Raw genomic sequence first — 16,697 nt, forward strand, 5'->3', positions numbered from 1 at the left:
AATATGATTTAATGAAACTATTATTAAAACTAGCACTTGCTTCAACTTTAGTTTTTGCAAATGCAAATACAGAAAAACTTATTATAGATGCTAAAAATTTTGAAACAGATGATAAAAAGGGTATCTCTATTTTTACAGGTAATGTAAAACTAAAGATGGCAAAAGATAGGCTAAACGCAAATAAATTAGAAGTTTATATGAAACCAAAGTCTCAAGGACAAAATTTAGAGCCTTTAAAATATATTGCAACAGGAAATGTAAGTTTTACAATTTTTTCAAATGGTAAGCACTATAAAGGAAAAGGAAATAAAGTTATCTATGACCCAAAGAAACTAGAGTATACAGTTCTTGGAAAAGGTTATTTAAATGAAGTAACAGAAGATAGAAAACTTTATGGTGAGAAAATTTTCATTAATCAAGAAACAGGAAATGCTAAAGTTAGCGGAACAGATAATAAACCAGTTAGGTTTATTTTAAATATAGATAATAGTGGTAAAAAATAATGAAAATAGTAGATGCACAATTTTTAACTTCAGCACAAAGTATAACAGACTCTCCAGCTCCTGATAGAGCAGAGGTTGCCTTTTTAGGTAGATCTAATGTTGGTAAATCTTCATTATTAAATACTTTAACAAACAGAAAAGGTTTAGCAAAATCTTCTTCAACACCAGGAAAAACTCAACTTATTAACTATTTTGAGATTAAATTTAAAACAGGTAATGAAGAGTTGCCATATCTTTATGCAAGATTTGTAGACTTACCAGGTTTTGGTTATGCAAAGGTATCAAAAAGTTTAAAAAGAGACTGGAATAAAAACTTAACTGGATACTTAGAAGAAAGACCATGTTTGCAAATTTTTGTTCATTTAGTTGATGCTAGACATACTGATTTAGCTATTGATAAAAATGTTGATGAGTTTTTAGGAACAATTAAAAGAGGGGATCAAATTATTATTCATGCTTTTACTAAAATTGATAAGTTAAAGCAAAATGATTTACAAAAGCTAAAAAGAGCTTACCCTGATGGAATCTTTGTTTCAAACTTGAAAAAAAGAGGTTTAGAGCAACTTCAAAATAAAATTACAGGATATCTATTTGGAAATTAAATTTTTTAAACCTGATGTTACTCATATTGCCACAATGCAAGCTCTTGTAAAAGAAGAGGTTGAAAATGGAAATATTCTTTTACGAACAGAAGATGAAATGGCTAATACTATTAGAGCATATACTGTTGTAGAAGTAGACGGAGTAATGGCAGGATTTACAGCTTTACATATTCACTCTGCAAGATTAGCAGAAGTTAGAAGTTTAGTTGTATCTAAAAATTTTAGAGGCTTAAAACTAGGGCAAAAACTTGTTCAAGCCTGTATAGAAGAGGGTAGAAAATATAAGCTACAACAAATACTTTCTTTAACTTATGAAGAAGGTTTTTTCAAAAGTCTAGGTTTTGTAACTATTGAAAAAGAAGATATTCCTGAACATAAAATCTGGGCAGATTGTATTAGATGTAAACACTTCCCTGTATGTAATGAAATAGCAATGGTTTATGACCTATGAAAAAAATACTGTTTTTAATATTTGGCCTTAGTGTTATTTTATTAAAAGCAGACACTTCTGTTCTAAATAAAACTGATTTAGTAAAGCTTACAAAAGAAGAAAAACTTTTCTTAATCGAAAAAGAGATTAGATGTGTTGCAACTAAAAATTGGCCACCTTTTAATTTTGAAGAAAATGGACAGCTTATTGGTATCTCACACGATTTTTGGCAACTAATAAAGAATAAAACACTTATTGACTCTAAATGTAAGCCTGTAAATAGCTTTCAAGAGGCTATGGAGCTTATAAAAGACAAAAGTGCAGATGTAGCTTTGTCTTCAGCTGTAACGGAAAATAAACTCTATTATGGAAGGTTTTCTAAGCCTTATGTCTCTTACCCAATTGCAATTGCTACAACTTTAGATAAACAATATATTTCAAATACTGAATCTTTAAACAACAAAAAAGTAGCAGTAGGTAAATTTTATAGTACTTATCAAATCTTAAAAAGTAAATATCCAAAGATAGAGTTTGTTGAAGTAGATGATAATATCGAAGCCTTAAAACTTTTATCAAGGGGTGAAGTTTATGCTGTAGTTGATATTTTACCTGTATTGTCTCTTATTATTGCAGATTATGGGTTTAAAAATATCAAGATAAGTGGAACAACTGAGTTTAACTTTGATGTTAGATTTATGGTTAGAAGTGATTATGAAAAGCTAATTCCTATCATAAATAAAGGAATAGAATCAATTACTCAAAAAGAATCAAGTGAGATTAAAAATAGATGGCTTTCTGTTAGACTTGAAAGTGTAGTTGATTTTTCGAGATTCTGGGAAATAGGCTTTATTGGTCTTTTAGTTCTTGTTATTTTATTTTATAGACAATATATTTTAAATAGACATAATAAAAAGCTTCAAGAGGCAAATGAAGAGATTGAAAAGAAAACAAAAGAGTTAGAATCTAAAACAAATCAATTAGCAAAACAAAAAGAGCTTTTTGAAAAGATATATCATGAGTCTACAGATGGTATTTTTCTAATGCTTTTAGATACAAAAGAGATTATTGATTGTAATGATGCCACATTAAAAGTTTTAAAGTATAAAAATAAACAAGAGTTTCTAGGTTTAGGAATTGCAGACTTATTTCCTACAAAACAGCCAAGTGGTTTATCTTCTGTTTTTAATATCTATAAAATGCTTGATACTGCTATTGAAAAGGGTTCAAACTCTTTTGAGTTTGTATTTAAAAATAAAAGAAATAAAAATATTTGGCTTGAAGTTGTTTTAACAACAATTACAATTGATGATAAGAACTTAATACATGTTGTTTTAAGAGATATTGATAAAAGAAAAGAGATGGAAGAAGAGTTAAATATTTTAACTCATAATCTAGAAGATAAGGTAAAACAAGAAGTTAAGAAAAACGAAGAGAAAACAAAGCAGCTATTACAACAAAGCAGACTTGCTCAAATGGGTGAAATGATTTCTATGATAGCCCACCAATGGAGACAGCCTTTAACAGCTATTTCTGCAACTACAAACAACTTATTACTTAGAATGATGATAAAAGATAGACCAAATGATGATGAGCTAAAAAGAGAAATCTCTTTAATCTCTGATTATTCTCAACACTTATCAAATACTATTGATGATTTTAGAAACTTCTTTAAAAGTGATAAACAAAAGACGAATACAACTTTAGAGAATATTGTTTCAAACTCTATTAATATAGTTAGAAACTCTTTAGAAGGAAATAATATTAAACTTACAGTTGATTTTGATTGTTATGAGTCTATTAATGTTTTTGCTTCTGAAGTAAATCAAGTTATTTTAAACCTAATTAAAAATGCTGAAGATGCTATTTTAGAAAACAAAATATCAAATGGAGAGATTAAGATATCAACTTCTTGCGAAGATGAGTTTTGTTATATAGAGATTAGTGATAATGGTGGAGGAATTCCAGCTAATATTATGGAAAAAGTATTTGACCCATACTTTTCTACTAAAAAGTCTAAAGAGGGAACAGGTTTAGGTCTTTATATGAGTAAGATAATCATCAATGACCATTGTAAAGGTCAACTATCTATAAAAAACAATTCTGAAGGAGCTGTTTTTACAGTTAAAATTCCATTGTCTTAAAAGTGATTTTCTTTTAATATAAAAGAATATATAATCAAAAAAAATATTATTAAAAATATAATTGATTATAAAGGTTAAGCTGTGGAAATCTCACTTGATACACAAATGTTTTCTCAAACAACTTATTCAAAGAAAGAGAAAACTACTTCTGAAGACTCTTTTTCTTCATATTTAAAAACTACTCAAGAAATCTCTTCTAATATGTCAGAAGAAGAACAAAAACAGTTTGAAGAGAAAAATGCACTTGGAATCCAACGATACAATACTTGGTTTAAAAATGGTGAAGAACACTATTTTGATGGTACAGTTTTGCAAAGAGATGAAAATCTAAGAAATGATTTTATAGAGTATTTATCAGGAATGGATGACCGTGAATTTATGATGTTAAACGTTAATCTTTGGTCTTCTTTTTCTAGTGGATTAGTAGAAGATGAAAATGGAAAAATAGTTCCTGGAAATCATCCTAAAAATGTAAAAGAAGAGTTTGCTTCTTTGGGTTCTATTAAAAACTACTTTGAAGATGAAATAGATACCTTGGAACAAAATGCACAAAAGTTTGGAGGAGACACAAGTGCTATGATTAATCTTCTTTCAGATGTATTATCTTTTTTCAAAGGTAATAGTGTAGAAGATGATACTAGTTCAAGCAAAGAAAAAACATCAAAAAAAGAAGAAGAGAATATTGAAGAAACAAAAGCATTATATGAAGATATCTTATCTCTTTTAAAAACAGGCTTTACTACTTCTGAACTTGAAGTAATTGAAAAACTTTTAATAGAGTTAAAAGAAAAAATCAAAGAGGGTAATTACTCTAAGAGTGAAGTAGAAGAGATGTTAAGTAATGCAGAAAAAGAGATTGCAAAACTGCAAAAAAGAGTTAGCGGTGAAGTTGTTATAAAAAACAATGAAAATAGTTTAAGCAGTGAAGAAAACTCTTTAGATGAAGACTCAAAAAACTTTCTTCAAAGAATACAAAAAGCAATGAAAACAATTGATACTTTAGCACTTTCTAAAGATATAAGAGAAGATAGTGCTAAAGAGTCTGAAATTTTGCAGATGATAAGCCAGTTTAAACAATAATCTTTTTTACATGCTTTTTGATAATTACTGGAACAAAAAACATTGATACAACATAAGACATCAATGTTCCTCCAATAAGTGCAACCCCTAAGCCTCCAAATACTGCATCTGTTGCAAGTAAAGTTGAGGCAAATACCATTGTTAAAACAGTTAGAATAATAGGTTTTGATCTTGTCGCAGTAGCCCGTGCTATTGCTTCATTTATACTAAGACCTTTTTCTTCTACTAACTGTTTAGAAAAATCAATTATAAGTGTTGAATTTCTTGAGTTAATTCCTATAAGACCAATAAATCCAATCAAAGAAGTTGCAGTTAAATAGAAAGTATCTGTTGTTATAACATCCATTATAATATGAGCAAAGATAACTCCAATAATAGAGACAAAAGAGGCTAGTACAATTCCACCAGAAAGGGCAAAGCTTTTGTAGTAAACAACCATTAAAAAGAAGATTAATACTAAAGCTATAATAAATGCTCCACCTAAATCAATAAAAGTATCTATAGTTACTTTTAACTCTCCATCCCAGACAAGCTTGAATTTTTCTTTTGTTAATTTGTGAGTAAATTCTAGGTTTAGTATATCTGCTTTTGTAACTTCATAGTTGTCATCAAAGTCTTTTAAAAACTGTGTTCTAGCATCTAAAAGAGGGTATATTTGGCTATCTTTATTTGTTTCAGCAATTACATTAATCATTTTAGCAAGGTTCTTAGAAGTTAGTGTTGCTTCTTTTTCTACTTCTTTAATACTTACTAGTTCACTAAGTGGTACTTTAAAGCCATGTTTATTTATAAGTTTTAATTTTGAAAACTGCTCTAAGATAGCTTCTTTGCTATTTTCATTAAAAACTCTATTATTATCAAGTCTTAAAAATATAGGTATCTGACTTTGTTTATCTTCTTCATTTACAACAGCAACTTCTAAACCTTCAAAGCTTAAATATAGAGTGTTTTTTACTTGTTCTAAAGAAAGGGCACTTTGAATTATCTTATTATTATCTAGGCTTACTTCAAACTTATTATATAAATCATCAGCCATGACATCAACATCCACTAAAGTCTCTTGATTTTCTAAAACTTTAGCAACTTTTTGTGCAAACTCCCGTCTATTTTCAAAAGAGTTTCCTCCATAGATTTCAGCAACAATAGAGGCTAAAACTGGTGGTCCAGCAGGTAGTTCTATAAGTTTGATATTTGCGTCATATTTTGAACACTGATTTTGAAGTTCTTTCCTAATATCACTTACAAAATTGTAGCTTTGTATATTTCTATTTGAGGCTTTTTTTATATTTACCATTATCTCTGCTTGAGATTGCTTGTCTTTTAAAGCACTTTGTTTAACAAGAGCTGCAAAATCTAAAGGTTGACCTTCTCCTATAAAAACAGAGACATTTGTTACAAGCTCTTTATTTATAAGTATCTTAGAAATACAAGATGTAACTTCTTTTGTTTGTTTTGTTGAAGAGCCATCTTTTAAATCAACATATACCGAAAAAGTATCTGAGTCTTTACTTGGAAGCATTTTAGCTTTTGTGATTTCTGTAGGAAAGGTTAAAATACTTAAAATAAAAAGTCCTAAGGTTATTGCATAAACAACAATAGATTTAGAAGGATTTTCAAGTATATTATAAATAAATTTTTCTAATTTCATCATCTAAATCCTTACAGAAACTTTTTAACTAAATATGGTGTAAACACATATGCAACAATCAATGATACTACAAGTGCAATAGGAACAAAAACAGGAAGAGGGTGCATAAACTGTCCCATCATTCCTCCCACAAAAAACATAGGAATAAAAGTCATGATAATAGCTACCGTTGCAACATTTGTTGCATTTCCAATCTCATTTGTAGCATTTATTGATAAGGCTTTTATATCAAGCTTTTCTTTATCTTCTTTTTTGTGTCTAACTATGTTTTCTATTACAATAATAGCAGCATCTACAAGCATACCAAGACTTACAATTAGAGCAAACAGTGTGATTCTATTTATGGTTTCATCTAATAAAAAGCCTACAAATAAAGTTAGAGATAAAATCATTGGCACAAGTAATGAAACTATCATTGCTTCTTTTACTCCAAGTGTAAAGATAAGTAAAATAGCAATAATTAAAATAGAGATAAGTAAGTTCTGAACTAAAGAGTTTACAGCATTGTTTGCTGTATATCCATCATCTCTTGTTATGACATATTTTATACCTTTTTTTGCTAACTCATCTTTTTTAGTTTCCATGTAAGAGAATATCTTTTCATTTATAGTAACGGAGTTTGAACCTTTTAGTTTTGAAACTGTAAGAGTTGTTTGAAAAATACCATCTTTTAACTCTTTTGTATAAAGTATTGCTTCTTTTTTATTTTGTATATCATATGATTTTTCAATATTTGCAACATCTTTTAAATAGACAGCCACACCATAGTTATATGAGATAATTATGTTTTCTAAATCCTCTTTTGACTCTATTGCATTTTTGATATTTAAAATTGTTAAATCATTTTGCAAGTTGTCACTTTTTATGCTTGGCATTGTATGAGCTAAGGCTTTTATTCTATTTACAATTTGTCCTATAGTTAGGTTATATTGTGAAAGTTTATTTGCATCAATTTGTACATTGTATTGATCTTTTTTCTCTCCTTTTAAATCAACTAAGGCTACATTTTCAATCTTGTTTATCTCATGGCCTAATTTACTTACTTCATTGTAAAGTTCTGCTTGACTTAAAATCTTATCATTTGTATAAAAAGCAAGGGTTGCAATAGGAATATCTGTATCAATATCCATTGTTTTAACTATCGGAGGTAAAGCCCCCGTAGGTAGCATATCTATGTTTTTCATGATTTGGTCATATAGCTTTAGGTTTGATTCTTCTTTATCTTCTCCAATATAGTATTGAACTTGTACTATTCCTACTGAGTCTTTTGCATATGAATAAATATATTCAACCCCTTTGATTTCTCTAATTTTCTTTTCCAGTGGTTCTATTATTACCTTTTGTATTTCATTAGGTTTTGCTCCTGGAAGTGCAACTATAACTGCTCCTCCACTAACTTTTATTTGAGGGTTCTCTTCTCTTGGCATAAACTCTAAAGAGATAAATCCTAGTATAAGTATAAAGATTGATAAAATAAGTGTAAGAGGATGTTCTATAAAAGTTTTTGCTAGTTTCCCTGCAATATTTAAATTATCATTCATTATTTAGCTCCAAATATACCTTTGTATACATTCCTGGATAGATTTGTTTATCTTTTTTATCAAATGAAAGTTTTATGATAAAAGAGTGAGTCATACTGTTTGTATCTGGAATTATAGAAGTTACAACACCTGTTGTTTGAAGGTTGATTGATTCTATATTAATCTTTGCCTTAGTTCCTATTTTAACTACTTGTAAAGCTGATTCTGCGATTGAAGATTTTATTTTTAAAGAGTCTAAATCTGTAAGAATAAAAGCAGGCATAGAGGGTACTGCTATCTCTCCTTGTTTAATACTTTTTTTAATGATTAAACCATTATTTGGAGCTTTTATCTTTAAATAATCATACTGTTTTAGAACTTCTTTTACCTTCGCTTTTGCAATACTCAATTGACTTTTTGTATTTTTAAATTTAAGTTCTAATTGCTCTAAATCATATTTTGATACTAAATCTTTTTTATATAATCTTTCATATCTTTCATAGTTTAGTTTTATATTTTCAAGACTATTTTCTAAGATTTGTTTATTAAATAGAGCTTCTTTTTTTAGACTATCAATATTTGAAGAGTCTATTTCATAAAGAGTTTGTCCTTTTTTTACGAAGTCTCCTTCTTTTACATTTACTTTTTTAATTAAACCCATAAACTTACTTGTAATCACTTTTTCATTGTCTGAAATGACTGTACCACTTATTTCAAGTGCTTGTAGATTTATAATCAGTAAAATAGTTAATATTAGTATCTTTTTCATTTGTTCCCTTTAAATAAGTCATTTCCTAAAGCTAGATTAAATTGTGCCATAGCAAGTGAGTTTTCATATTTTGATAAAATTAATTCAGCTTCATTTTGTCTATAAATAGCTTCTTGTTTAAGTAGTTCAGACATAGAGATTAGTTTATTCTTGTACATTAGTTTTGATTGTTCTAAAACTTCATATGCTAACTCTTTTGCTTTTAGCTTCTCTTCTAGTACTTTACTTTTTGCATTTAGATTTAGTTTTGCTTTTTTTACTTCTAATTTAATACTATCTTCTAACTCTTTTTTTTGAAGAAGTGATTTTTTATATTCTAGTTTACTTTTTTGTAAGTCATGTTCTCTTGTTTCATCAAAAATTGTAAATTTAACTCCAACAAGAGCCATGTAGTAATCTTTCTCATCCTTTGAAGTGATTTTATTGTCATTAAATCCATATTCGACATATGAATAAACAGATGGATAATATGAGGCTTTATTTAATTCAATATTCTTTTTATAAAGGTTATTTGTAGTTTTTAGTATTTTTATTTCATCTCTTTTTTCTAAAGCAGAAGAAGTATCTATATTTTTATTTATCTCATATTTTTTAAGTTTTTTTACATCTGTTATATTTTCAATTCCGCTTAAAAAACTAAGATAAGCTAATGATAATTCAAAATTGTTTTTTGCTTGAATAAAACTACTTTGTGTATTTAGTCTTTTAACTTGGGCTTGTTTTTTGTCAATCTTTGTTACAAGTCCCTCTTTATAAAACTCACTTGCAGTATCTTCATATTTTTTTACTGCAATCAAGGCATTTTTAGAAGCTTCTAAAAACTCTTTTGCAACAACTGCATTATTATAAGCTTTTAAAACCTCTAGTGATAAATAGTTTATATCTATATTTAGTTTTATTTGCTCTGCTTTTTTTTGTAAAGATAAAATGTCCTCTTGACTTGATAGTTTAAAACCTGTAAATAAAGGAATAGAGTAGGTAAGTTTTGTATTAAAGTTTTTTCTACTATCTGGATAGTTTAAGTCTTCAGGTTCAGTTGTGATTGCTTGTCCAAATTGCGAAAATCCAAAGTCCTCAAAGGTAGCTTCTCTTGATGAAAGTTTAGAGTTAAACACATGACCAGCATGGTTTGTTTTACTTGCTTCATGTATTAAGTCAATATTTCCATAAGAGAAAGATTTTACTTTTTTTAACTCTTCATTTTTTTGTTTTATTTCTATTTCTTGCTGTTTGATTTTCTTACTATATTCAATAGTAGAACTTAATGCTTTTTCAAAGCTAATTGTTTGAGAAAAACCAAATGTTGATAGTAATAATATATATAATATCAACTTATGCATATATGCTCCTGGAGTTTATTTAATGGGATTATACATTAAAAAATTTAATAAAACAACTATAAGAAAAATTTATCTATATTTATCTTCAGTTTTTTTAGTCAAGAGTGCTAAAAGTAACACAACAATAGCAATAACTATAAAGCTTATAATTTCATTCTGTAAGTTTTCCATTTAATTAAATCCTTTTATTTATAGTATAATATTTTTCATAAATTTAAAAGGATAAGTATGTATTTAAAAGATTCAAATAGTTTTGAACAAAACCATATTCCTAAAACGGACAAAGCTAGTATCGCAGTTTTAACACCAAATGAAGATAAAGACTTTATTGTTAGAAAAATAGTTTTAAAAAGTGGTGGCTCAATGCCAAATCATACAAATATAATACAACATCAACAGTTTGTTTTAAGTGGTGAGGCAAAAGTAGTTGTAGGAACTGAAGAGTATAAAGCAAAGAAGGGTGACTTTATTTATATTCCAGCAGGAGTTGAACATTACTATGAAGCCTGTTATGGAAGTGATTATGAATTTTTATGTATGATTACTACTAAAGAAGATGAAATAACTTTCATATAAAATAACTTTTTTTTTATTACTTATTTATAAGGAAGAAGTATATACCATAATATAACATTATTATAAAAGATTATATTATGGTTAAGTTACTTTCTATTTTACTTTTTCTTTCTACTATTTTGTTTTCTAAAACTATCTTCAATGATAAAGAACTAAAATATATAGATAATAAGAAATATATAACTGTTTCTAATGAGTTTGATTATGAACCTTATGATTTTAATCGAAATGGCAAACCATCAGGATACTCAATTGACCTATTGGAACTTATATTAAAAAACACAGGGCTTAAAATTAAATATTCAACAAAGCCTTGGACTCAATTGTTAGAAGATTTATACAGTGGAAAGCTAGATATTATTCATACTATTTATAAAACTAAAGAAAGAGAAAAAACAATGTCTTTTTCTACAGGTTATTCTAAGGTTATTCAAAGTTATATAATTAGAAAAGATGAAAAAGATATTGATAATATAAACAACCTTTTTGGTAAAAAAGTAGGTGTTTCAAAAGGTTGGGTTGAAGTAGAGTTTTTTAAAAAATTTCCTCAAATTAAAATGGTATTTTACAAAAATATTGAAGAAAAGCTAAATGCCTTAAGTATTGGAGAAATTGATGCAATAATAGATAGTAATAAAGTTATTAATTATTATATAAAGAAGTATGGATACACTAATTTAAAAACTTCAGATCCAGTTAAAAATCTATATGGTTCAAGGCTTAATGATAATCATTATGCTGCACTTAAAGATAATTCTATTTTAATTTCAATAATAAATAAAGCTTATGACAATACTTCAATTGAAAAAATTGAAGCATTAAATAAGAAATGGTTTGGTGAAATGCTTGCTTCAAATGTTATTTTTAATGAAAAAGAACAAGAGTACTTAGATAGGAAAAAGAGTATAAATCTATGTATTGACCCAGATTGGTTACCTTATGAAAGTTTTGATAAAAGGGGTAATCATATTGGTCTTAGTGCTGATTATTTTAAACTTTTTTCACAAAAATCTGGATTAAAGTTTAACACTATAAAAACAGACTCTTGGAGTCAATCTTTAGAATATATGAAGAATAAAAAGTGTGATATGGTTTCTTTTATAACTCATACAAAAGAGAGAGAAAAATTTTTCAATTTTACATCTTCATATTTAAAAATACCAATTGTAATTGCAACAAAATTAGATATTTCATTTATTAATAACTTTGAAATGTTAGAAAACAGAAAAGTAGCAATTGTAAAAGGTTATGGAATAGCAAAGAGTTTATTAAAAAAATATCCTAAGCTAAATTTAGAATATGTTGATAACATTTCAAAAGGTTTAGAGTTAGTATCAAAAGGAGAAGTTTTTGGATATGTAGACTCTTTTGCAACTATCAGTTATGCTCTTCAATCAAAACAAAAAACTAAGCTAAAAATAGCTGGTGAAGCTGATATATATTGGGAATTAAGTTCTGGTGTAAGAAAAGATGAGCCTATTTTAGTTGATATTATAGAAAAACTAATAAATAGTGTTAGTGTAGAGCAAAAACAGAAAATACTTAATAATTGGATTATTATAAAATATGAGAAAACTATTGATTACAGCTTGATATGGGAAATCCTTTTATTTTTTTCTGTGATTCTTTTATTTTTTATTTACAAACAGTACCTAATGAAAAAATCTATTAATGAGTTTTCTCAATTAATTGATTCTACGATGGAAGCAATATTAATTTTTAAAGAAGATATGTTAGTAGATTCAAATCAAAGTGCGGTAAATATCTTTGCTTATCTTGATAAGAAAGATATGAAAGGTATGGTTTTTGATAATTTTATTTCAAGAGAATCAAAAAAGTTAGTATATAAAGAAAGAGATAATTTAGAAGATAATATTGAGCTATTAGCACAAAGAAAAGATGGAAGTAAGTTTCATGCTTTATTTAGAAACTCAAAATTAAAAGATAAGAATATTAGAATAATAAGTGTAATTGATATAACACATGTTAAACAATTAGAATCTCAAACAAAACAAGCACAAATGGGAGAAATGATAGAAAATATAGCTCATCAATGGAGACAGCCTTTAAGTACAATTTCTACTATCTCTTCAGGTCTTAGTTTGAATATAGATTTAGGAAATAAACCTGAATATAATGTAATATCAGAGGATATGAATCGTATCCTTAGTACTACAAAATATTTATCAAATACAATTGAAACTTTTAGAAACTTTTTAAAAGAGGAAAAAGAGAAAAAAGAGGTTGTTTTACAAGATAGATTAAACTTAGTAATTAGTATTGTAAGTGATTCATTAAAGAGTAGATATATTCAATTAAAAAATAATATAGATAATGAAAAATTTATCTTTACTACAATAGTAGGAGAGTTAGATCAAGTGCTTATAAATATAATAAATAATGCGAAGGATGCAATTAAAGAAAATGATATAAAAGAGCCATGGATAGAGTTAAACTTAGAGAAAAAAGAGAAATGCTTTTTACTAACTATTGAAGATAATGCAAAGGGAATTCCTGAAAAGATAATTGATAAAATTTTTGATCCATATTTTACAACAAAACATAAATCACAAGGTACAGGTTTAGGATTACATATGAGTTATAAAATTGTTACTGAGAGTTTAAAGGGAAAACTTTATGTAGAGAATACAAAAAATGGTGCAAAGTTCTCTATAGAAATACCTTACACCTTTGTTGAATAAGTCACTTAAAGGACTGGGCGAGATTTCCAATAATCAATGCCCATCCATCAATTACAATAAAGAAAATTATCTTTATGGGCAGAGAAATCATAACAGGTGGAAGCATCATCATACCCAAGGACATTAAAATAGATGCTACAATAATATCAATTACTAAGAAAGGTAAGAAGATTAAGAAACCTATTTCAAATGCTGTCTTAAGCTCACTTACAATAAATGCAGGCATTAAAAGAGTTAATGGCACATCGTCAATATTTTTAGGGTTTTCTTCTTTTTTTATTCTATAAAATAGTGCTAAATCTTTCTCTCTAGTATTTTTAATCATAAACTCTTTGAAAGGTTTAACTCCATTTTCAAAAGCTACTTCATAACCTATTTTTTCATCCATATATGGAACAATAGCATCATCCCAAGATTTTTTAAAATATGGCTCCATAATAAAAATTGTTAAAATTAAAGATAATGAAATGATAATTTGATTAGGAGGTGTTTGCTGTAGTCCTAATGCTTGTCTAAGTAATGAAAAAACAATAATCAGTCTTGTAAAGCTTGTAACCATTAAAAGTAAAGTAGGGGCTAAAACTAAAAGAGTTAAGATAATAGCAATGTTGATTGTTTTAACAAATTGTGCTGGTTCTTCTAGTGCTGCAATAGAAAGATTAATAACAGGTGGTGCAGCTTCTTCTTGTGCAAAAAGTAATGAAATAGAAAAAATTAATAAACTAAATATTAGTTTCAAATATCGTCCTCAAATAAAATAAGAAATTACTATATCGAAAAAGTTATTAAATCTCCAAGATATGCTTATTTTGGGTCTTTTATATAACCAAACTCATATAGCTTTTTATAAATATTTTTAACTAAAAAACCAGCTGCACTTCCACCATGCCCACCATGTTCAACAATTACTGTAACAACATATTTTTTGTCACCTTTAAATGGTCCATAACCTGTAATCCAAGCATGAGATCTATGGTAGTATTCTAGTTCACTCTCTTTCATTCTTTTTTTCTCAGATTGAGGGATAGTTACAACTTGTGCAGTTCCTGTTTTTCCAGCCATAGTAATAATACTATTTCTTGAATATCTGTATAAAGTTCCTTTTTTATGGTTATTTACTTCATACATTCCTTTTCTAATAAGTTCAAGATGTTTTTCATCGTGAGGAATCTCTAAAGGTTCTTCATAACTATCTTTTGAGAAGTGCGGTTTAGGAAGTTTTCCTGTTGCTAAAAATGCTGTATATCTAGCAATTTGCATTGGTGTTGTAAGCATTTCTCCTTGACCAATTGAAGTAATTACCGTCTCTCCTACATACCAAGGAAGATTATGTCTTTGTTGTTTCCACTCTTTATTTGGATTTGTTCCATAGTGTTCATTATCTAAATCAATACCAGTCTTTTGTCCAATACCATATTTAGCAAGTGTTTCAGAAATATTATTTATTCCTATTTTTAGGCTTCCTTTATAGAAAAAGTCATCACAACTCTCTCTAATTGCTTTAGAGAAACCAACTTTTCCATGTCCTCTTTGTTTCCAACATCTAAAGTTTCTTTTTCCTAAAGTAATAGCTCCTGTATCAAAAACAGTATAACTTGGTTTAATTCCATTTTCTAAGAAAGATAAGGCAACACCCATTTTTATAACAGAACCAGGAGGATATTTACCATTAATCAGTTTATTTGTGAAAGGGTGGTTAAAGTCATTTCTCATTTTATTCCACTCTTTTACTGAAATACCATCAACAAAGATATTATTATCAAACTCAGGGAAAGACCCAGCAGTAAGAAGTTCTCCTGTTTGAGCATCCATTACTACAACTGCTCCACCTTTTCCTGGGAAGTTTTCTTGGATATATTTTTGAAGTTCAATATCAATTGAGATAGTAAGGTCATTATCACTTGATGGTTTTTCTTCTTCTAATACTTCAAGCTCTTTATTTAGTGCATTTACTTTTAGATTTTTAAACCCAAGTTCCCCTTGAAGTTTATCATTATAATATTTTTCAAGACCAATTTTCCCAATAATACCACTATGTTTTGAGAAAGGATTTCTTTCAATATCTAATCTTGAAGCTTTACCTACATATCCAATAATATGTGAAGCATTTTGTTTATAAGGATAAACTCTTTTTACCTCAGATTTAATTTGTATATCATCAAGGGAGTTAAACAGAGTATATTTTTTAAAGAATTTATCATAAGGAATATATTTTACAACCTTTACAAAGTCATGTTTATATGGTGAATCTGTTTTTTTATACTCTTTATACAGCTTTTCTTTTTCATATTCTGGGAAGTGTTTATTTATTAGAGTAATTAGTTTTTCTAATCTTTCTTTATTTTTATATGACCTTAAGTGAGGTTTTAAATTAATTGAGAAACCAAGCTTATTCATAGCTAAGGCTTTTCCATTTCTATCTTTTATAATCCCTCTATTTGGAACTTCATATACTTTTTTAATATAGTTTCTTTTTGATAGTTCTTCATAATAAGTATTTGATTTGATACTTAGAAAATATACCCTTGCAAGTAAAGTCAGTAATACAACAAGAATAAAAATAAATATCAATTTTAATCTAATCAAATGAACACTCCAAAGATTATTAAGTCAACAACTAAATTTAAAAGCAAAATAAAGTTTAGTTGAATGCTCATTTCATTATTTAATGTCCATAAAAACACTAAACCACAATAAAAAACTACTAAATAAACATAAAGGTTAGTTCCATCAACTGACAATACTCTTGATACATAGGGAATAACAAAGGCATAAATAAAAAAGCAAAGTAGAATTACAGAAAAGGGCTTAAATCCATTGTTTATCTCAATTATAACGGTTGTGATTCCAAGGAAAAATAGGGTGTAGTTGTAGTTTTTTTCCATACAAACATAAAAGGCAATAAATACTATACCCAGTAACATTATTGGAAAAAAGTATATAGATGAAACTGTATTAACAATCAATGCAAAAATACAAAATAAAAATATATAAAAAGGATTGTCTAGGTTGTTGATTTTCATTAGTAATATAGTTCTTCGTTTTTAAGGGATTATATTAAAACTATACTTACATAAATATCAAATTGTATCATTTGTTTTTTCAGAGTCTCTTTTTTTTCTTTCAAGAGCTGTTAAGTCATAAATAAAAGCAAAAATCTCAGATACTGCTTTATACATACTAGGAGGAATCTCTTTTTCTATATCAATAGCAGATAGAAGCTCAATAAGGTCTTCATCTTTTTTTATTGGTATATCATTATCTTGGGCAATTTTAATAATATTATTAGCAATTTCTCCTTTACCTTTAGCAACTATTTTAGGAGCATTATCTACTTCAATATCATACTCTAAGGCAACAGCTTTTTTTATCTCTCTTTCATTCAT

The 16,697-nt window shown here is 27.5% G+C and carries 14 protein-coding genes; 7 read left to right on the forward strand and 7 right to left on the reverse strand.

Annotation, left to right across the window (positions count from 1 at the left end; all coding sequences use genetic code 11):
* The first annotated feature begins 11 nt into the window (after positions 1-11).
* The 5 genes from CRV02_RS03800 (at position 12) to CRV02_RS03820 (ending at position 4,756) form a co-directional block, all read left to right on the forward strand.
* Positions 12-503 carry an LptA/OstA family protein gene (locus tag CRV02_RS03800; protein WP_129089233.1) on the forward strand — a complete coding sequence of 164 codons (492 nt, stop codon included), beginning with the start codon at positions 12-14 and terminating at the stop codon, positions 501-503.
* Positions 503-1,105 carry a ribosome biogenesis GTP-binding protein YihA/YsxC gene (gene yihA / locus CRV02_RS03805; RefSeq protein WP_129089234.1) on the forward strand — a complete coding sequence of 201 codons (603 nt, stop codon included), beginning with the start codon at positions 503-505 and terminating at the stop codon, positions 1,103-1,105. The genes CRV02_RS03800 and yihA overlap by 1 nt, the downstream gene beginning before the upstream one ends.
* Positions 1,095-1,556 carry an N-acetyltransferase gene (locus CRV02_RS03810; RefSeq protein ID WP_129083360.1) on the forward strand — a complete coding sequence of 154 codons (462 nt, stop codon included), beginning with the start codon at positions 1,095-1,097 and terminating at the stop codon, positions 1,554-1,556. Before yihA ends, CRV02_RS03810 begins: the two co-directional genes overlap by 11 nt.
* Entirely contained in the window at positions 1,553-3,676 is a 2,124-nt protein-coding gene (locus CRV02_RS03815) for an ATP-binding protein (RefSeq protein ID WP_129089235.1), read from the forward strand. The genes CRV02_RS03810 and CRV02_RS03815 overlap by 4 nt, the downstream gene beginning before the upstream one ends.
* 81 nt (positions 3,677-3,757) lie before the next feature.
* A complete protein-coding gene (locus tag CRV02_RS03820) occupies positions 3,758-4,756 on the forward strand; it encodes a hypothetical protein (RefSeq protein WP_129089236.1) in 999 nt (332 codons plus the stop codon).
* Here CRV02_RS03820 and CRV02_RS03825 read toward each other — a convergent pair.
* Genes CRV02_RS03825 through CRV02_RS03840 form a run of 4 tightly spaced genes read right to left on the reverse strand, consistent with a single transcriptional unit; the run spans position 4,746 to position 10,033 of the window.
* Positions 4,746-6,407 carry an efflux RND transporter permease subunit gene (locus CRV02_RS03825; RefSeq protein ID WP_258239219.1) on the reverse strand — a complete coding sequence of 554 codons (1,662 nt, stop codon included), beginning with the start codon at positions 6,405-6,407 and terminating at the stop codon, positions 4,746-4,748. The genes CRV02_RS03820 and CRV02_RS03825 overlap by 11 nt on opposite strands.
* Before the next feature lie 8 nt (positions 6,408-6,415).
* Positions 6,416-7,945, reverse strand: a complete 1,530-nt coding sequence (locus CRV02_RS03830) for an efflux RND transporter permease subunit (protein WP_129089237.1) — start codon at positions 7,943-7,945, stop codon at positions 6,416-6,418.
* Positions 7,938-8,693, reverse strand: a complete 756-nt coding sequence (locus CRV02_RS03835; RefSeq protein ID WP_129089238.1) for an efflux RND transporter periplasmic adaptor subunit — start codon at positions 8,691-8,693, stop codon at positions 7,938-7,940. Before CRV02_RS03835 ends, CRV02_RS03830 begins: the two co-directional genes overlap by 8 nt.
* Positions 8,690-10,033 carry a TolC family protein gene (locus CRV02_RS03840; protein ID WP_129089239.1) on the reverse strand — a complete coding sequence of 448 codons (1,344 nt, stop codon included), beginning with the start codon at positions 10,031-10,033 and terminating at the stop codon, positions 8,690-8,692. Before CRV02_RS03840 ends, CRV02_RS03835 begins: the two co-directional genes overlap by 4 nt.
* 228 nt (positions 10,034-10,261) lie before the next feature.
* Here CRV02_RS03840 and CRV02_RS03845 point away from each other — a divergent pair, with 228 nt between their 5' ends.
* Positions 10,262-10,609, forward strand: coding sequence for a cupin domain-containing protein (locus tag CRV02_RS03845; RefSeq protein ID WP_129089240.1), 348 nt, complete (start codon positions 10,262-10,264; stop codon positions 10,607-10,609).
* A gap of 77 nt (positions 10,610-10,686) precedes the next feature.
* Positions 10,687-13,311: a transporter substrate-binding domain-containing protein gene (locus tag CRV02_RS03850; protein WP_129089241.1), complete on the forward strand. Its 2,625-nt coding sequence runs from the start codon at positions 10,687-10,689 to the stop codon at positions 13,309-13,311.
* 1 nt (position 13,312) lies between these two features.
* Here CRV02_RS03850 and fliP read toward each other — a convergent pair whose 3' ends face one another.
* The 3 genes from fliP to CRV02_RS03865 all read right to left on the reverse strand — a co-directional run bounded on the left by fliP (position 13,313) and on the right by CRV02_RS03865 (position 16,697).
* A complete protein-coding gene (gene fliP / locus CRV02_RS03855) occupies positions 13,313-14,050 on the reverse strand; it encodes a flagellar type III secretion system pore protein FliP (RefSeq protein WP_129083376.1) in 738 nt (245 codons plus the stop codon).
* Positions 14,051-14,115: 65 nt separating this feature from the next.
* On the reverse strand, positions 14,116-15,897 hold the full coding sequence (gene mrdA / locus CRV02_RS03860; protein ID WP_258239220.1) for a penicillin-binding protein 2: 1,782 nt from the start codon (positions 15,895-15,897) through the stop codon (positions 14,116-14,118).
* A 494-nt stretch (positions 15,898-16,391) separates the two neighbouring features.
* On the reverse strand, positions 16,392-16,697 hold the full coding sequence (locus CRV02_RS03865) for an EscU/YscU/HrcU family type III secretion system export apparatus switch protein (protein WP_129089242.1): 306 nt from the start codon (positions 16,695-16,697) through the stop codon (positions 16,392-16,394).

The sequence above is a fragment of the Arcobacter sp. CECT 8989 genome, assembly GCF_004116715.1.
Taxonomy (GTDB): domain Bacteria; phylum Campylobacterota; class Campylobacteria; order Campylobacterales; family Arcobacteraceae; genus Halarcobacter.

Bases quoted from the DNA above. Each gene is read 5' to 3' on its own strand.
- CRV02_RS03840 (WP_129089239.1), bottom strand. From the start codon at position 10,033: ATGCATAAGTTGATATTATATATATTATTACTATCAACATTTGGTTTT.
- CRV02_RS03815 (WP_129089235.1), top strand. From the start codon at position 1,553: ATGAAAAAAATACTGTTTTTAATATTTGGCCTTAGTGTTATTTTATTA.
- CRV02_RS03830 (WP_129089237.1), bottom strand. From the start codon at position 7,945: ATGAATGATAATTTAAATATTGCAGGGAAACTAGCAAAAACTTTTATA.
- CRV02_RS03800 (WP_129089233.1), top strand. From the start codon at position 12: ATGAAACTATTATTAAAACTAGCACTTGCTTCAACTTTAGTTTTTGCA.
- yihA (WP_129089234.1), top strand. From the start codon at position 503: ATGAAAATAGTAGATGCACAATTTTTAACTTCAGCACAAAGTATAACA.
- CRV02_RS03835 (WP_129089238.1), bottom strand. From the start codon at position 8,693: ATGAAAAAGATACTAATATTAACTATTTTACTGATTATAAATCTACAA.
- CRV02_RS03865 (WP_129089242.1), bottom strand. From the start codon at position 16,697: ATGAATGAAAGAGAGATAAAAAAAGCTGTTGCCTTAGAGTATGATATT.
- CRV02_RS03845 (WP_129089240.1), top strand. From the start codon at position 10,262: ATGTATTTAAAAGATTCAAATAGTTTTGAACAAAACCATATTCCTAAA.
- CRV02_RS03850 (WP_129089241.1), top strand. From the start codon at position 10,687: ATGGTTAAGTTACTTTCTATTTTACTTTTTCTTTCTACTATTTTGTTT.
- CRV02_RS03825 (WP_258239219.1), bottom strand. From the start codon at position 6,407: ATGATGAAATTAGAAAAATTTATTTATAATATACTTGAAAATCCTTCT.